Raw genomic sequence first — 15971 nt, 5'->3', positions numbered from 1 at the left:
CTTTTGCTGCATTTCTAGCCACTTTTACTTCCGTTTACCCAAAGTCACTTTGCCGGGAGTAAACGGTTTGATATAAAGGGAAGTCACTTTTTTGAGATTTCATTTTGATGCATACACTTACGCGCATTTTTTCATCCAAACTTCTTCTCATCGCGATCGCCATTACTGGTTTAGCGGGTTGTCAAATTGAGTCGGAACCGAAAAGCGACTTGGAGCAGATCCGAGAGCGCGGCGTATTAAGAGTTGGAACACTCAATAACCAACTCTCTTACTATATCGGCCCTGATGGCCCTGCGGGTTTGGATTATGAATTGGCTCGAGAGTTTGCAGAGCAGCTCGGCGTGCAACTAGAAATGAAACCAGCATACCGCTTGTCTGGCTTATTCCCTGCTTTGCAAAAAGGTGAAATCGACCTTATCGCAACAGGACTAACTCAGAACAATGAGCACACCCGCGGCTATCGTGCTGCGCCAGCATACTATTACGTTAGCCAACAGGTGGTGTACAAGAAAGGTCAATGGCGTCCGCGTAACCTTGAACAACTGATTGAATTTGAGAACAAACGCCAAGCAGAATTCATAGAACAACAAAACAAAGAGCAGAATGAAGAAAACAGTGAGCTAACAACCATCGACGACCGATTGGCTCCTGCTCTTGTTGTGATTGAAGAGTCTCACTTCGAACCGACTCTCAACCAACTTCAACAATCCAATCCTGACTTTATCTACGAGTCTGTCGGTAATGCCGATATTAATGACCTTCTGAGACAAGTCTCTAAGGGCGAACTGCGCTTTACCGTTGCAGACTCCATTGAGCTATCACTGGCACAACGCCTCTACCCTGACCTGGCGCTAGCGTTCGAATTAACGGAAGACCAACCTATCTCTTGGTACTTAAAGAAATCAGAAGATGAGAGCTTGTATGCGTTGCTGATTGAGTTCTTCGGTAACCTTAAACAGTCTGGTGAACTCGCAACTCTAGAAGAGAAATACATCGGTCACATTGGAAGCTTCGATTACGTAGACACTCGCGCCTTCATTCGAGCACTTGATAGCAAGCTACCGAAATGGTCACCACTGTTCCAAGAGTACTCACAGGAGTTTGACTGGCGCTTGATTGCCGCATTGGCTTATCAAGAGTCTCACTGGAATCCTGTTGCGAAATCTCCGACAGGGGTGCGAGGCATGATGATGTTAACCCTACCGACCGCCAAGAGCGTGGGTGTGACAAACCGTTTGGATCCTAAACAGTCGGTTCAAGGTGGTGTGGAATATCTACGTCGTATCGTTAATCGAATCCCTGACTCCATCAAGCAGCATGAGAAGATCTGGTTTGCTCTTGCTTCCTATAATGTTGGCTATGGACATATGATGGATGCGCGTCGACTCACTAAAGCACAAGGTGGCGATCCGGACTCTTGGAGTGACGTGAAAGACAGACTGCCTCTACTAAGACAGAAGAAGTACTACAGCCAAACCCGTTACGGTTATGCTCGTGGTGACGAAGCCAAAAACTATGTAGAGAACATTCGTCGTTATTACCAAAGTATCATCGGCCACGTAAACAAACGTACCGAAGAGGAACGTGAAGCAAGTATGGAAGACCTTATCGTGATTCCGCCGCTTGCGATCTCAGGAGCAGACTCAACCATCAGTGGTGCAGTCTCAGCAGCCGAGGCGAGCGACACGGTACAGAGCGAAGAATAGAACGCAGGTCACCATCATTGAAAAAGCCACACATAGGTGTGGCTTTTTGCTGTTTGTCTTGAAGAAAAAACTAACCGAGCTTCTCTAATACCTTTTCGCACAAAGTCTTCAGAGCCAACAACTCATCCAGCTCCAAGGTCAACTTGCACTTCATCTCATCAGGAACCGATCTCGCCTGAGTTTTTAGCTCTGCTCCACTCTTTGTCAGCTTGAGCACTCGCACACGCTCATCGTGCTCACAACGGCTTCGCTCAACAAACCCTTTGCCTTCTAGCCTTTTCAAAAGTGGCGTCAAAGTACCCGAGTCTAAATGCAATCGTGAGCCAATATCTTTCACACTGGCACAATCTTGCTCCCAAAGCACCATCATTACCAAATACTGAGAATAGGTTAAATCCAACGCATCCAATAACGGACGATATGCTCGAACCATAGCATTCGCTGCGCTATACAGAGGAAAGCACACCTGATTATCTAACAATAACTGATCATCACTACTCATATCGTTCTCTACTTCTGGTTTGATTGGCGCGAGCATTAAAAATAAATTGCGCACAATATAGTTGCATTCATTGTTTATTTCGATATAAGATTGCAAGCAATTAAATTGTGCACAACTTAAAATAGAAAGGGAAACGATATGACAACACTCTACACAACTCAAGCAACCGCTCTTGCTGGCCGTAATGGACAAGTGAAAACTGACGATGGTTTACTAGAGCTAGAACTGGCTTACCCAAAAGAGATGGGGGGCACTGGTCTAGCTACTAACCCGGAACAGCTATTTGCTGCAGGTTATTCAGCTTGTTTCTCAAACGCTATCCTGCACGTTGCTCGTGAAGCGAAAGTTACTCTAACCAAAGCACCAGTGACTGCAGAAGTTGGTATCGGTCCAAATCAGGCAGGTGGATTTGCGCTTACCGTAAGCCTTGCAGTCGAGCTAGACCTCCCACAAGAACAAGCTCTTGAGTTGACTCGAGTCGCTCATCAGGTTTGCCCATACTCAAACGCAGTCCGTGGCAACATCGATGTTGCAGTGACTGTAAACGGCGAAGCAATCTAAGCTCTCTCCTAACTAAAAAACACCGGCTAATTGGCCGGTGTTTTTGTTTATGAAGAGAATGCCTATTATCTCACTTGGCGAAAAGCTAACCATTCTCTCAATTCAGTCTGCTATCACAATCACTCAACCCGATTTTGCTACTTGAAAAGCCTCTTTGATTGCCATACATATGAAGAATAACTAGGGTCTGTTGTCATTAATTTGCAACAGAACTGACCTATAAGGTGGGAGCCGTTGTAGTGACGCTTCAAATTAACGTACTCAAAGAGCTTGTATTGGGTATATTTAATCTTAACTCTGGCTGCTAAACACAGCTGATATTGATAGTGGGAGGCCGTTCAAAAAGATGAAACGTAAGTTACGCTCTAAACGCCTTTATAAAACCGTAGTGGCTAACCGCCGTAAGCGCATGCTAGCCAACAACAAGAAGAAGATCATCTGGCGAAACCGAGCTTTCGTACAGATGCTTTAAACCGAAAAAAACATCATCAGCAAGCATCTAATTCAACCTCGAAATGTCACTCTGACACCTCAATTCGAACAGTATTGGATGTTTGCTAGAATCGAAAGCTGCTGATTATATCTACCTAAAAGTAACGCGCCGTTAAACTAGCTCCCTTCTTGAGCGTCTTTTGCTTGCGCTAACTTCTGTTGCTGCTTTTTCTCTTTAATCTCTTTACGACGCCTTTTGAAAAACGCCTGTAGTTGAGAACGACACTCCTCTTCCAACAAGCCGTGTTCTACGTCTGCATAATGGTAAGACGCTTGGCTATCGAACAGATTCAATACTGTACCAGCAGCCCCCGCTTTCAAGTCTGGTGCTCCAAAGACAATACGCTTCACTCGACTATGAAGAAGAGCGCCTGCACACATAGGGCATGGCTCCAGTGTTACATAGAGCGTGGTATCGAGAAGGCGATAGTTCTCTAATGTTTGACCCGCCTTACGCAGAGTTTCAATCTCAGCATGCGCGGTCGCATCATGGCTACCAATCGAACGGTTCCACCCTTCTGAGATAATTTCACCATCTTTTACCAATACTGCCCCAACAGGCACTTCACCTTCGAGCTCAGCTTGATGTGCTAACTCCATAGCGCGGCGCATAAAGGCTTCATCTTGCGATGTAAATTGATGGTCAGACAAAAGAAACTCCCAAAAACAAAAAAGGCATGCGCTGAGCATACCTAATCTTGGTGATCATGAACAATGTTATCAAACCAGTCGATACTTTCTTGTTCAATATGTATCACCATACCGTTACTTCGGGAATTGAGGGAATTATTTTAACTCACGCGGAGTTGTAACCTGCTGCTCACTTCACAGTAAAGACAACAAAAAAACCACTCATTCCTTGAGTGGTCGTGAAACAAAATGCCATGACTGCTGACAACAAGCATCCGAGCTTAAAGGTAGGGATTTACATCCAAAGCGAACAAGAATTGCTTGTTACAGTGCGATAACAACACCAGCAGTGAAGGTGGTATCTTCAATGTCAGAGTTGTCTGCAGCTACTTTAACGTATGGTTGAACTTCACCAGAGTTAACGTAAGTCGCTTTCAATGTAGATGTTGACCATTCGCTATCTACTTCTTCACCATCCACATAGATGCCTTCCGCAAGTTGTGAGTAAGCATCTAAGTCGTAAGAAAGTACAACTGTTTTAGCGATGTTGTAATCAAGGCCTAGGTTCACTTTCACTACTTGAGATTCGTTGTTGCCATCAACCATATTTATATTCATATGTGGCAACGGTGCAGGCAGAATAACATCACTGTCACCATGAGGTGCTGGTAAAATAACATCACTATTAGCTGTTGCTGGTTGAGGAGTTGGAGCCGGAAGAATACCGTCATGCCCGTCTGGGTTTACACCTTGCCCATCACCTTTACCACCTGAAGTCGGATCCCAGAAATCTGCACCCACTTTATCTAAACCGTAGTGGTACTCAACACCACCGGATAGCGTTAGTGACGAACCTAGCGTGTAAGCAGTCGAAGCCTTAACACGTACTTCGTCAGCACCGCCGTAACCACCTTGTACATATGATGCACCTAAGTCAAAGTTCTCATTGATACTGTAACCGTAACCGAGCTCAACAAAGCTATCGTTAGTAACTTCACCAGTCACGTAGTGCTGGCCATCTTCACCGAAGTTGTAGTCACCATACATACCGATTACGTCATTTTCATCGCCATAAACTTCAATAGAAGTTGCGTTCGCTTGCAGTGAGATAGCTGATACTACAGCTGCTGCTACAAAACTGATTTTCTTCATTTTTTAAAACCTTTAATACGTGTGCAAAGCATTGATTAATTACTCTTCCCGGTTCTGAGCGACCAAAACAATACTGAGCGCAAAGACTCGGAACAACGTAAAAGGCCTCATTAAAGATTTTGGTTTTATAAACGAAATCCGTTTACCTATTTCAACCTAATTGATAGATAAATCAGAAACAAAAAGTTTAAATATCATACTCTTAAAGAAAAAATAACAAGTAACACCAATTAAGATTCTCGTTAAAAAGAATTTCATCAACAGCCGTCTATTAGGCTAAAAACGTGAAAAAGAACAAACAAGTACACTCCTTTTCGCATCAATGACATCAGAGATATATCAATCTAAAACTAAATACATAACCTCGATTAATATCGAAGAAATATACAGTTTCAATGAACATACAATCACTTAGTTAAATCAGAAAATTCAAAGTCTTACATTTGCTATATTAATGAAAAATCCAAAATCAGTCCGCCTAAAACAAAACAAGGCATGCATTACGCACACCTTGTTTCCATAACAATAAAAGTAGAACCCGACTATTCGCTCACTTCTTGCTCTAACGGTAAGGCCTTCACTTTCGTGATTCGGTTGTTCTCTACGGCGACAATTTCAAATGACCACTGTTGGCACTGCACCACTTCACCGACGTCTGGTAAGCGGCCCATGAGCCAAGTGATCATGCCGTTGAGTGTTTGAAAGCCCTCTTCCTCACCTTCTAGTTCAGAAAGGTCTAAGCGATTTTTGAGCTCGCTGATCGGAATCAGACCATCCACCAGCATGCCCTGCTCTGTTTGCTCCGTCCAAAGGTCATTCGGGTTACTTGAAAGCTCTCCTGCAATCGCTTCAAGCACATCGTAGTGGGTCACCAAGCCTTGAACATCACCATACTCATCGACAATAAACGCCATTTGCGTACCCGACTCTTTGAAGTAGCTCAGTAAGCGTAAGCCTTGCATCGACTCAGGAAGATAAATAGGCGGTTTGGATAACCCCATAATCACCTGCAGACTCAATTGATGGCTGTTGTTCAACAGAGCTTTTGCTGACACCGTACCTAGCACCCTACTCATGCCTTCTTGGCATACTGGGAACACACTGTGTTTAGAGCTTTTGATCTTTTTCAGCAGCACCTCAATTGGCTGTTCGATATCAAGAAAGTCGACGTCGCGACGAGGTGTCATCAATGAGCTCACCAGTCGATCATCTAACTGCAGGATATTTCGGATCATCTCTTGCTCGCCACGCTCTATAACGCCCGTATCTGAGCCCTCTTTAACCAAGGCATAGATATCATCCTCAGTGACGCTATCTTCGCTGCCATTGCGTCCCATAAGCTTCAATATACCCTCTGTTGAGGTAGACAGAGCAAACACAAATGGCGTGGTGAGCTTAGAAAGCCAATGAATTGGCAGAGCAACCAATACCGCGATGGTTTCTGCTTGTGACTGTGCAAAACGCTTTGGTACTAATTCACCAATAACAATTGCAAAGTAAGTGATACCAACAACCACAACCGCAGTCGAGAGTATGTTTGCTTGAGTTGCGTCCAGTCCCCACAACTCTAATTGCACAGCGAGTGGGGCTGATAGTGTGGCTTCACCAACAATACCGCTAAGCAAGCCAATAACCGTGATACCAATTTGGATTGTAGAAAGGAACCGCGTTGGGTTTTCTTTTAGGTCTAGAGCGACCTGTGCAGAACGATGCTTCTCAGCTAAACGCTTTAAGCGACTATTTTTTGCTGCTACCAATGCAATCTCTGACATGGCAAACAGACCATTTAAAACAATTAACCCTACCAGAAGCAGAATTTTCATGATGAATGGGATTTCCTAATTTGTACCGGCCACCAAATAGCCGTGATCTGGAGTATAAGCTGAGTACCTTGCTTTTTGATATAAAAAGTTTTGGATATAAAAAAGATTGAAAAATAGAACGAAAAAAAGCCCGCACTTTTCGGTGCGGGCTTAGGAATCAATAAAGCTTAATATCGCTTAGTTCAATCTTACATTGTGTAAGTGTATGGTGCTTGAATACCCAGTGGGATACCTAGTGCCCAGTAACCTAGTAGGAAGATTGACCAGCCGATCAGCATTGCGATAGAGAAAGGCATCATTAGAGAAGCCAGTGTACCGATACCTGTCGACTTAACGTAGCGTTGACAGTAAACAACAACCAGTGGGAAGAACACCATTAGTGGAGAGATGATGTTAGATACTGAATCGCCCACACGGTAAGCTGCTTGAGATAGCTCTGGAGAGATACCAACCGCCATTAGCATTGGAACTAGGATTGGACCAATCAGAGCCCATTTAGCTGATGCAGAACCAACTAGAAGGTTAACTGCTGCAGTTAGAAGGATCATACCAACAACTGTCGCTTCACCCGGTAAGTCCATCGCTTTCAGGCCTTCAGCACCGTAAAGCGCTAGCATTGTACCGATGTTTGATTGACCAAATGCAGATAGGAACTGTGCACAGAAGAACGACATTACAATGTATGCGCCCATCGTTGCCATTGTGTCAGACATCGCTTTGATAACATCGTTGCTGTTCTTGAACGTACCCGCAACGCGGCCGTATACGATACCTGGGATGATGAACAGGATGAAGATCAATGGAACGATTGATTTCATTACTGGTGCAGAGAACGCCGTCAGCTCACCTTCAGGAGAACGTAGTGCAGAGTTTTCTGGGATAAGAGCCGCAACCAATAGTGCGATACCAGCAACCATTGCCCAACCCGCGTATTTGAATGCTTTAGATTCAATCGCAGTGAAGGTACCTAGATCCGGTGCCTCTTCAGCATCTTCATCAACTGGCGTGTTCGCAAGACGAGGTTCGATGATCTTCTCAGTTACGTACCAACCGATACCAACAATGATGATTGAAGATAGACCAGTAAAGAAGATGTTCGCTAGTGGGTTGATCACGTAGTCTGGGTCAAGAACGTTTGCCGCAGTTTGAGTGAAGCCCGCTAGTAGTGGGTCGATACCAGAAGGGATGAAGTTTGCAGAGAAACCACCCGATACACCAGCAAACGCTGCCGCGATACCCGCAAGAGGGTGACGACCCGCTGCGTGAAAAATGATACCACCTAGTGGGATAACCAGTACGTAACCTGCGTCAGCTGCTGTGTGAGAAACGATAGCAACTAGGATTAGCATTGGTGTTAGAAGTTTAGCTGGCGTGAAGTTCAGCATCTTCTTTAGGCCCGTAGTGATGAAGCCTGAAGAGTCAGCAACACCAACACCTAGCATAGCTACCAGTACGATACCTAGCGGTGCAAAGCCTGTAAATGTCGTTACCATGTTTGCTAGGAAACTCGCTAGAGCCTCACCAGTAAGTAGGTTATTGACTTCTAGAGCATCACCCGTACGAGGGTTAACTAGATCGAATGAAACATTCGACAAAAGAGCAGATGATACCCATACGATAACTAGTGCCCAGAAGAACAGGATCGCAGGATCTGGGATCTTGTTACCGGCGCGTTCAATGAAGTTTAGAAAGCGATCCATACCACTGATTTTTTCAGGAGCAGGTGCTTTATTTACTGCTTGGTTACTCATGGTAACTCCATATGTGATGTTGTTTTATTTAGGCCTAATATAGTTGTTGACCAGGGCCTATTGGTACAGCACATATTCTATTAAAACCACCCCGAAAAAGCACAAGATTCCACCTAAAATTCCATAAATGGAGACATATTTTGCAAAAATACCATATAGCAGCAACAAGATAAAAACACAAAAAACACCATTCCATATACAGTTTTTTAACTAGCACGTAAACAATGTCCGAGGAGTGAAAATTATCAATATTGAGGCGATAGGGAAAGGAGTTCGGTTAAACGTTTGCGTAGTGAATCAATCAAATTCACTGTATTTAGAGAGCATAGTTTTGAGCGTTATGCGTTGCGTCTGACTCATTCGATCCTGCCATGCAACGGTGATAGTAATGTTGCGCAGAGCACTCGACAAAGCACCATCGGCATTTTCAACAGAGCAGCTGAGTGAGTATTCAGAGCCTGATAAACCAGATAACGGATTAGAACTATCGGTGTTGAGACAGTGATTTGACTGATGAAGTTCCGAGAAACGAATCAACCCCACTGCCCCACTAACATTGTTCGCCCGTGTACGGTAATACTCCAATTGCCTTTCAGCAAAATGCAGTGCTTCCACACTCTGGATCGCATAGTCCGCTTTCTGCTCAGTATAGGTCTGCAACTTGACCATACCTAACGCCGCCACGCCCACCAACAGAAAAGAGATAAGCACTTCAAGTAAGCTAAAACCGCTTTGGTTAGAAGTCATTCCAAGAGCCCTTTTTCCATTGATAGATTGACGGTGGATCGGTTGGGTTCGCACTTGAGCGATAGTAGAGATCCATATCACCCACGATAGTCGATACCCCGCCCTTTACGTCAAAGATAAGTCCACCAGCGGGTAGCCCTGAAGCAAATTGGATCCCTACTGTTTTTTTCTCCACCGTGAGATCATTCAGTGGTTTAACAAACGGTGTAAACGCACTGGGTGTCGAAGAAGTGGTTATCGACTCCCAAAAGTCATCAATACGCGATTTGGTTGTGCTATCGGCGTAATCGACAAGGTGATAGATCACGCCGTTGTATGTCATCGCACCATTCAACGCAAAAGCGCCGTCGTGAATCACCAGAAGCTGAGCAGCATTAAGATTGGCTGCAACTGACGCATTGATATGACAGTTACCTTCAATCCAAAGCCCCTTTGTTTGCCCGGCAGTGAAATGATTCATGATTTCACTGCCGCAGTCGGTTGGATTGAGCAGTTGAATTTGTCTAAACTTGTCCGAATCTTGCGAGAGTTCGAGAATGTTCTGCTCTGTTTTTGGTATGCCAAAGAACGAATAAAATGGATCAAGAGTCGGGTCTGGATTGAAGTCTTTCTTGAACGGCGCTGGATTGTTTTTTTGATAATAATCAGGCGCATAGATCGAATAAGTTGTACCCGTTGCGCCTTTGGCGATTTCAGTTTTGTAGTCGGGATGACAAACACCCTCAAAGCCAGAGAATGGGCCATCAACACTTGGGTCTTTTACCTCTAAGCCTAATACCTGCCCTGAGTCACCATGGGTCGAGTCATATTGATAGGTAAAAAGGTCGCCAAAAGAGATGCTGATGCACTCATGCTCATTGCCATTGATTGGCGTCTCTTTGGCTGTTGGTTGGAGGGTTAGAGTACCAATCACCTCGATAGGACCCGTGGATTGAATCGCCCCAGCTCCGAGTAAAGAGCTATCCCGCAAAGTTTTAGTGACTCGATAACGATCAAGAGCCGCTTCGACAACATGACTACCACTTACCGTGCCATTGCGCGTAGTGATCTTTGGTTGCTGATCGTAGGGACTACACCAATCGATAAACTCCGAAGGTTGAGACGATGGCCCAACGATGTCTGAGACTTGTTTACCCGTTTCGCGTAGATAACTAAACGTGCACTCCAATCCCCCCTCCGCTTGCCAGTGATCTTTGCGCGCTTGAACCTCATTTTGCGCGCGCTTGATTTGATAGTAAGTGGTTTTGAAACTGCCAAGAGAAACAATCAGCACACCAACTAGCAGAATACTGACTAACAGCAGCGTGATCGCTCCTCGTTGCTGTTTGCTCGTCATTGCCAATTCCTTTGTACGACGGATGTCATCACTTTCTGGCTCTGATCCGCATTCACTAACGACGCCTCAAGTGTCATGTCGACCCTTTGCGAACTCGCCTGACTGCTCGATAGATCTTCTACAGAAACAGAAAACGCATCTACCTGAATTTGTCTCTCGAAGAACAAGCTTTGACACGTCATCGTCACATCTCCGCCTATATTACTGAATGGCTTTTCATCGATAGCCAAAATATCTGTAGATTCCCCTAGGCAGTAGTTGAGCTTGTTGTCTTTGAACTGATAAACAATGTTTCGGTAAGCAGACGAGGCACTATTTTGCAGATACACAAAGCCAAGATAAGCCTCATCTGCACTGACTTGCTGGGTATAAATTGTATTTGATGCTCCAGACAACTTTAGCGATTGGCCAGCATCGGCGTTATATCCAGCACGCCAAATCTCTTCTTTCATCATTTGAGTCGTGGAGAATAAGTTTTGTGATAGGAGCAGCTCTAGGCTTTTCTCTGAGCTAAGGCGCTGGTTAGTGATGAACACACTACCAATCGTTCCGATTACAATCACACCGATTGCAGAGGCCACCATCATCTCAACCAAGGTACTACCTTGAGCAGGCTTAATTGCAGATCTCATAACCATAGTGACCAATACTATTGCGCCCATCGCTGTTTGGGTCGCTGCTGCAAACTCGAATACGCCCTGTTGTGTTTGATGCTTTAACCGAGAGTTCTTCAGACGGTGCACTCACCGAAGCCATAGTGACGTTGCCGTTGATAAAACGCCCCCTTACTCCGTCAATCGAGATTGAATTCTGATTTAAAAAGCTGAACGACACTTTGATATCTCGATAGGCTGAGCCATCAAGATGCATCACCACATTATCTGGAACATACGAAGCGGTAGTACTCACAACCAAATCCCATTCACCCTCTGAATCCTCAATCGCACCTAACACGTTCGAAACCAAAAATAGCAGGTGCAATTCTTGATTACGGGCAATCGCTTCTGAGCGTGCAGTCACCAAGAAACCATGAACCTCGGGGGTGAGCCTTTGAAGTTTGGAAGACGCCAACAGAGAGCTAAAACTCGGGGCAGCCGCAGCCAACAGTACTGAAAGTACCACAACAGTGATCAGCAGCTCTAGAAGCGTAAACCCGCGAGTCATTTCCCAAATCCTTATGTAATAGATTGCGTAACCGTATTTAATCTTGCACCGATGCTATCACCGAAGAAAAATAGCCTGACTAGTGAAAAGGAAGTCCTCGTGATGATTCGAAAAAATATATGCAACAGCAACAACATACGTTTACAAGGAATGACATTGATCGAGTTATTGATTGTTGTTGCCATCATCGGGATCTTGGGTGCTATTGCCTATCCAACCTATACCAATCATGTTTTAAGCGGTCATCGCGCCGCTGCTATCGCCGACATAGCACGCATACAACTAGAGCTAGAGGCGAGTTACGACAATGGTTATGACTGGAGTAGTATCATCTCAGGGAGCAACTGCTTAATTTGCGATACCGAAGGTTCACGATTTTCATTCAGTGTTGCCAGTTCAGCCTCGGCCGCTTATACGATTACCGCCACGCCACAGTCAGATGTTGGACAAGATAAAGATGAATGTTTTGATGGAGTTAGCCCCAAAGTGCTGACTCTCAACAACGCCAATGTTGAATACCCAGAGGCTTGTTGGATGTAAAGACGGTATTAGGAATACAGAGATAAGATGCTAGATTTGAGGTACAAAAAAGCCTGCTACATGAGCAGGCTTTCGATTTTTCGTCATTAAGCTAAAGTATCAATAACTTAAGAATTCAATTACCTAAATTACTTAGTTAGGTCATCGAAGAAGTTTTTCACGCCGCTGAAGAAACCTTCAGATTTAGGCTTGTGCTTGCTTGCCGCTTCGCCGCCACATGTTTCTTCAAACTCACGTAGAAGTTCTTTCTGACGAGAGCTTAGCTTAACAGGTGTTTCAACCACTAGCTTAACGATTAGGTCACCCACACCGCCGCCACGAACGCCTTTCACGCCTTTGCCACGCATACGGAACATACGGCCCGTTTGTGTCTCTTCAGGCACCTTAAGGTTTACACGACCATCTAGTGTAGGAACTTCAACTTCACCGCCTAGCGCTGCCATAGAGAAGCTTACTGGCACTTCGCAGTAAAGGTTGTTGCCGTCACGCTCAAAGATATTGTGCTCTTTTACGTGAACTTGTACGTACAGGTCGCCAGCTGGAGCACCTTGCTCTCCCGCTTCGCCTTCGCCAGATAGACGGATACGGTCGCCCGTGTCCACGCCAGCTGGAATCTTAACGTTAAGTGTTTTGGTCTTCTGCTTACGACCTTGACCATGACAAGAGTTACATGGGTCTTTAATGATCTTGCCTTTACCGTTACACGTTGGACACGTTTGTTGAACAGCAAAGAAGCCTTGACGCATTTGAACTTGGCCATGGCCATGACACGTGCCACAAGTTTGCGCAGAAGAACCTTTCTTCGCGCCGCTACCGTCACAAGTGTCACACTCAACTAGCGTTGGTACTTCGATCTCTTTCGATACACCACGAACCGCTTCTTCTAGAGTCAGTTCCATGTTGTAGCGTAGGTCTGAACCACGTTGTGCACGTTGCTGACCGCCACCACGACGACCACCACCGAAGATATCGCCAAACACATCACCAAAGATGTCACCGAAATCACCATGACCGCCGCCGAAGCCGCCGCCACCGCCCATACCGCCTTGTTCAAAGGCTGCGTGACCATATTGGTCATAAGCGGCTTTCTTTTGAGAATCGGTAAGGATCTCGTACGCTACTTTTACTTCTTTAAACTTTTCTGCTGCGCTTTCATCACCCTGGTTACGGTCTGGGTGGAACTTCATTGCTAAGCGTTTGTACGCCTTTTTAATATCGCGCTCTGATGCATCACGGCTAACGCCTAATACTTCGTAAAAATCACGTTTTGACATGTTCTAAGTCACCAAATTTATTGCCACTACCAAATTACTTCTTTCAGTAGCTTGTGTATCAATCTAGATAAAGGTTCGAGATTCGAGATTCGAGATTCGAGATTCGAGATTCGAGAGCCATTATCTAGATTGACAGCCTAAATACAAATTTACGGGCGTGAGAGTTACCTCTGACGCCCGTATATTTAGAAATCGAAAAACGACTTTTCTAAGCTAAAACACGTTAGTTCAAGGAGAAGGCACGGAGCTTACGGATGTAAGTGAGTACCTTCGACGTAGAAATCACGTGTTATAGCGACGAAAAATTATTTTTTGTCGTCTTTAACTTCTTCAAACTCTGCGTCAACAACATCGTCGTCTTGCTTAGGTTGCTCACCTGCTTCAGCACCAGCTTGTTGAGCTTGAGCTTGCTGTTGAGCGATTTCCATTAGCTTCTGAGCTGCTTGCATAAGTTCTTGAACTTTAGCGTCGATCGCTTCTTTGTCGTCACCAGACTTAACTGATTCTAGAGCTGCGATAGCTGCTTCAATCTTCTCTTTCTCATCTGCAGGTAGAGCTTCACCAGCTTCTTCTACTTGCTTGCGAGTACCGTGGATCATTTGGTCAGCTTGGTTACGTGCAGTTACTAGCTCTTCGAACTTCTTGTCCGCTTCTTTGTTAGCTTCTGCTTCTTGTACCATTGCTTCGATCTCTTCCTCAGACAGACCGCCTGATGCTTGGATAGTGATCTTCTGCTCTTTACCAGTCGCTTTATCTTTCGCAGATACGTTTAGGATACCGTCAGCATCTAGGTCGAAAGTTACTTCGATTTGTGGCATGCCACGTGGTGCTGGTTGGATACCTTCTAGGTTGAACTGACCAAGAGACTTGTTGTAAGTCGCTTGCTTACGCTCACCTTGTAGTACGTGGATAGTTACTGCGCTTTGGTTGTCTTCAGCTGTAGAGAACACTTGATCCGCTTTTGTAGGGATAGTTGTGTTTTTCTCGATTAGCTTAGTCATTACGCCACCCATCGTTTCGATACCGAAAGATAGAGGAGTAACGTCTAGAAGTAGTACGTCTTTAACGTCACCAGCTAGTACACCACCTTGAACTGCAGCACCCATTGCTACTGCTTCGTCAGGGTTTACGTCTTTACGAGCTTCTTTACCGAAGAACTCAGCAACTTTAGCTTGAACCATAGGCATACGAGTTTGACCACCAACTAGGATAACGTCAGTGATTTCGCCTACAGATAGGTCAGCATCCGCTAGAGCAACTTTTAGAGGCTCAAGAGAACGTTGTACTAGGTCTTCAACTAGAGACTCAAGCTTCGCACGAGTCACTTTGATGTTCATGTGCTTAGGACCAGTCGCATCAGCAGTAACGTAAGGTAGGTTTACGTCAGTTTGAGTAGTAGAAGAAAGCTCGATTTTCGCTTTTTCTGCTGCTTCTTTAACACGCTGCATTGCTAGTGGATCAGTCTTAAGATCGATGCCTTGCTCTTTCTTGAACTCGTCTACTAGGTAGTTGATCATGCGGTTATCGAAGTCTTCACCACCTAGGTGAGTGTCACCGTTAGTAGAAAGAACTTCAAATGTCTTCTCGCCTTCAACTTCGTCGATCTCGATGATAGAGATATCGAACGTACCACCACCAAGGTCGTATACAGCGATAGTGCGGTCACCACCTTGCTTGTCTAGGCCGTAAGCTAGAGCAGCAGCAGTTGGTTCGTTGATAATACGCTTAACGTCTAGACCAGCGATACGGCCAGCATCTTTAGTTGCTTGACGTTGTGCATCGTTGAAGTAAGCAGGAACAGTTACAACAGCGCCAGTTACTTCTTCACCTAGGAAGTCTTCAGCTGTTTTCTTCATCTTCTTAAGTACTTCAGCAGATACTTGAGGAGCAGCCATTTTTTGGCCTTGCGCTTCTACCCATGCATCACCGTTGTCAGCCTTAACAATGTTGAAAGGCATGATTTCGATATCGCGTTGTACTTCTTCATCTTCAAAACGACGACCGATTAGACGCTTGATAGCGAATAGTGTGTTTTGAGGGTTAGTAACAGCTTGACGTTTTGCAGGTTGACCAACTAGCGTCTCGCCTTCTGTGTATGCGATTACTGACGCAGTTGTGCGTTCGCCTTCGGCATTCTCGATTACGCGTGGTTTGTCGCCGTCAAGAACAGCAACACAAGAGTTAGTAGTACCTAAATCAATACCAATGATTTTACCCATCAGGCTATCTCCGAAATAATTCTATTTAGTTTTTGCTATACCCACATATGTGGGGGTGGTTACCGGGGATTCAA

15 protein-coding genes are annotated in these 15971 nt (G+C 45.0%); 4 read left to right on the top strand and 11 right to left on the bottom strand.

What is annotated here, in order from left to right; genetic code table 11:
- The first annotated feature begins 107 nt into the window (after nucleotides 1–107).
- The gene (mltF, locus tag VFDL14_RS11000; protein ID WP_032551391.1) at nucleotides 108–1706 is read left to right on the top strand and encodes a membrane-bound lytic murein transglycosylase MltF; all 1599 of its coding nucleotides are present in this window, start codon (nucleotides 108–110) and stop codon (nucleotides 1704–1706) included.
- Between the two features lie 70 nt (nucleotides 1707–1776).
- Here the strand turns inward: mltF and VFDL14_RS11005 are convergent, their stop codons facing one another.
- Complete coding sequence (locus tag VFDL14_RS11005; RefSeq protein WP_032551390.1) at nucleotides 1777–2244, bottom strand: MarR family winged helix-turn-helix transcriptional regulator; 468 nt, start codon at nucleotides 2242–2244, stop codon at nucleotides 1777–1779.
- A gap of 102 nt (nucleotides 2245–2346) precedes the next feature.
- On the opposite strand from VFDL14_RS11005, the gene VFDL14_RS11010 reads away from it, so the two are divergent.
- Nucleotides 2347–2769 (top strand): organic hydroperoxide resistance protein, encoded by a 423-nt coding sequence (locus VFDL14_RS11010; protein WP_032551389.1) that lies wholly within the window; start codon nucleotides 2347–2349, stop codon nucleotides 2767–2769.
- Between the two features lie 346 nt (nucleotides 2770–3115).
- On the top strand, nucleotides 3116–3241 hold the full coding sequence (locus tag VFDL14_RS25045; protein WP_261903694.1) for a hypothetical protein: 126 nt from the start codon (nucleotides 3116–3118) through the stop codon (nucleotides 3239–3241).
- A gap of 137 nt (nucleotides 3242–3378) precedes the next feature.
- Here VFDL14_RS25045 and tadA read toward each other — a convergent pair whose 3' ends face one another.
- The 8 genes from tadA to VFDL14_RS11050 form a co-directional block, all read right to left on the bottom strand.
- A complete protein-coding gene (gene tadA, locus VFDL14_RS11015; protein ID WP_050487422.1) occupies nucleotides 3379–3951 on the bottom strand; it encodes a tRNA adenosine(34) deaminase TadA in 573 nt (190 codons plus the stop codon).
- A gap of 264 nt (nucleotides 3952–4215) precedes the next feature.
- Nucleotides 4216–5043, bottom strand: coding sequence for a hypothetical protein (locus tag VFDL14_RS11020; protein WP_032551386.1), 828 nt, complete (start codon nucleotides 5041–5043; stop codon nucleotides 4216–4218).
- Nucleotides 5044–5585: 542 nt separating this feature from the next.
- On the bottom strand, nucleotides 5586–6866 hold the full coding sequence (locus VFDL14_RS11025; RefSeq protein ID WP_032551385.1) for a hemolysin family protein: 1281 nt from the start codon (nucleotides 6864–6866) through the stop codon (nucleotides 5586–5588).
- Between the two features lie 188 nt (nucleotides 6867–7054).
- On the bottom strand, nucleotides 7055–8617 hold the full coding sequence (locus tag VFDL14_RS11030; protein WP_032551384.1) for an AbgT family transporter: 1563 nt from the start codon (nucleotides 8615–8617) through the stop codon (nucleotides 7055–7057).
- A 297-nt stretch (nucleotides 8618–8914) separates the two neighbouring features.
- Complete coding sequence (locus VFDL14_RS11035) at nucleotides 8915–9364, bottom strand: prepilin-type N-terminal cleavage/methylation domain-containing protein (protein WP_032551382.1); 450 nt, start codon at nucleotides 9362–9364, stop codon at nucleotides 8915–8917.
- On the bottom strand, nucleotides 9354–10700 hold the full coding sequence (locus tag VFDL14_RS11040) for a hypothetical protein (protein WP_032551381.1): 1347 nt from the start codon (nucleotides 10698–10700) through the stop codon (nucleotides 9354–9356). The genes VFDL14_RS11035 and VFDL14_RS11040 overlap by 11 nt, the downstream gene beginning before the upstream one ends.
- Nucleotides 10697–11332: a PilW family protein gene (locus VFDL14_RS11045; RefSeq protein WP_032551471.1), complete on the bottom strand. Its 636-nt coding sequence runs from the start codon at nucleotides 11330–11332 to the stop codon at nucleotides 10697–10699. The genes VFDL14_RS11040 and VFDL14_RS11045 overlap by 4 nt, the downstream gene beginning before the upstream one ends.
- Complete coding sequence (locus tag VFDL14_RS11050; protein ID WP_032551379.1) at nucleotides 11316–11864, bottom strand: GspH/FimT family pseudopilin; 549 nt, start codon at nucleotides 11862–11864, stop codon at nucleotides 11316–11318. Before VFDL14_RS11050 ends, VFDL14_RS11045 begins: the two co-directional genes overlap by 17 nt.
- Nucleotides 11865–11966: 102 nt before the next feature.
- On the opposite strand from VFDL14_RS11050, the gene VFDL14_RS11055 reads away from it, so the two are divergent.
- Nucleotides 11967–12404 carry a type IV pilin protein gene (locus VFDL14_RS11055; RefSeq protein WP_084181868.1) on the top strand — a complete coding sequence of 146 codons (438 nt, stop codon included), beginning with the start codon at nucleotides 11967–11969 and terminating at the stop codon, nucleotides 12402–12404.
- Nucleotides 12405–12532: 128 nt separating this feature from the next.
- Here the strand turns inward: VFDL14_RS11055 and dnaJ are convergent, their stop codons facing one another.
- Entirely contained in the window at nucleotides 12533–13678 is a 1146-nt protein-coding gene (gene dnaJ, locus VFDL14_RS11060; protein WP_032551376.1) for a molecular chaperone DnaJ, read from the bottom strand.
- 305 nt (nucleotides 13679–13983) lie between these two features.
- Entirely contained in the window at nucleotides 13984–15897 is a 1914-nt protein-coding gene (gene dnaK, locus VFDL14_RS11065) for a molecular chaperone DnaK (protein WP_032551375.1), read from the bottom strand.
- Nucleotides 15898–15971 lie beyond the last annotated feature (74 nt).

Source organism: Vibrio fortis (assembly GCF_000695685.1).
Taxonomy (GTDB): domain Bacteria; phylum Pseudomonadota; class Gammaproteobacteria; order Enterobacterales; family Vibrionaceae; genus Vibrio; species Vibrio fortis_A.
This window is presented reverse-complemented; position numbering and strand designations above follow the sequence as displayed.

Excerpts from the sequence above, each read along its gene's own strand:
- VFDL14_RS11030 (WP_032551384.1), bottom strand. The coding sequence starts at position 8,617 with ATGAGTAACCAAGCAGTAAATAAAGCACCTGCTCCTGAAAAAATCAGT.
- dnaJ (WP_032551376.1), bottom strand. The coding sequence starts at position 13,678 with ATGTCAAAACGTGATTTTTACGAAGTATTAGGCGTTAGCCGTGATGCA.
- VFDL14_RS11040 (WP_032551381.1), bottom strand. The coding sequence starts at position 10,700 with ATGACGAGCAAACAGCAACGAGGAGCGATCACGCTGCTGTTAGTCAGT.
- VFDL14_RS11005 (WP_032551390.1), bottom strand. The coding sequence starts at position 2,244 with ATGCTCGCGCCAATCAAACCAGAAGTAGAGAACGATATGAGTAGTGAT.
- VFDL14_RS25045 (WP_261903694.1), top strand. The coding sequence starts at position 3,116 with ATGAAACGTAAGTTACGCTCTAAACGCCTTTATAAAACCGTAGTGGCT.
- VFDL14_RS11045 (WP_032551471.1), bottom strand. The coding sequence starts at position 11,332 with ATGAGATCTGCAATTAAGCCTGCTCAAGGTAGTACCTTGGTTGAGATG.
- VFDL14_RS11020 (WP_032551386.1), bottom strand. The coding sequence starts at position 5,043 with ATGAAGAAAATCAGTTTTGTAGCAGCAGCTGTAGTATCAGCTATCTCA.
- VFDL14_RS11050 (WP_032551379.1), bottom strand. The coding sequence starts at position 11,864 with ATGACTCGCGGGTTTACGCTTCTAGAGCTGCTGATCACTGTTGTGGTA.
- VFDL14_RS11010 (WP_032551389.1), top strand. The coding sequence starts at position 2,347 with ATGACAACACTCTACACAACTCAAGCAACCGCTCTTGCTGGCCGTAAT.
- VFDL14_RS11035 (WP_032551382.1), bottom strand. The coding sequence starts at position 9,364 with ATGACTTCTAACCAAAGCGGTTTTAGCTTACTTGAAGTGCTTATCTCT.
- VFDL14_RS11055 (WP_084181868.1), top strand. The coding sequence starts at position 11,967 with ATGATTCGAAAAAATATATGCAACAGCAACAACATACGTTTACAAGGA.
- VFDL14_RS11025 (WP_032551385.1), bottom strand. The coding sequence starts at position 6,866 with ATGAAAATTCTGCTTCTGGTAGGGTTAATTGTTTTAAATGGTCTGTTT.
- mltF (WP_032551391.1), top strand. The coding sequence starts at position 108 with ATGCATACACTTACGCGCATTTTTTCATCCAAACTTCTTCTCATCGCG.
- tadA (WP_050487422.1), bottom strand. The coding sequence starts at position 3,951 with ATGCTCAGCGCATGCCTTTTTTGTTTTTGGGAGTTTCTTTTGTCTGAC.
- dnaK (WP_032551375.1), bottom strand. The coding sequence starts at position 15,897 with ATGGGTAAAATCATTGGTATTGATTTAGGTACTACTAACTCTTGTGTT.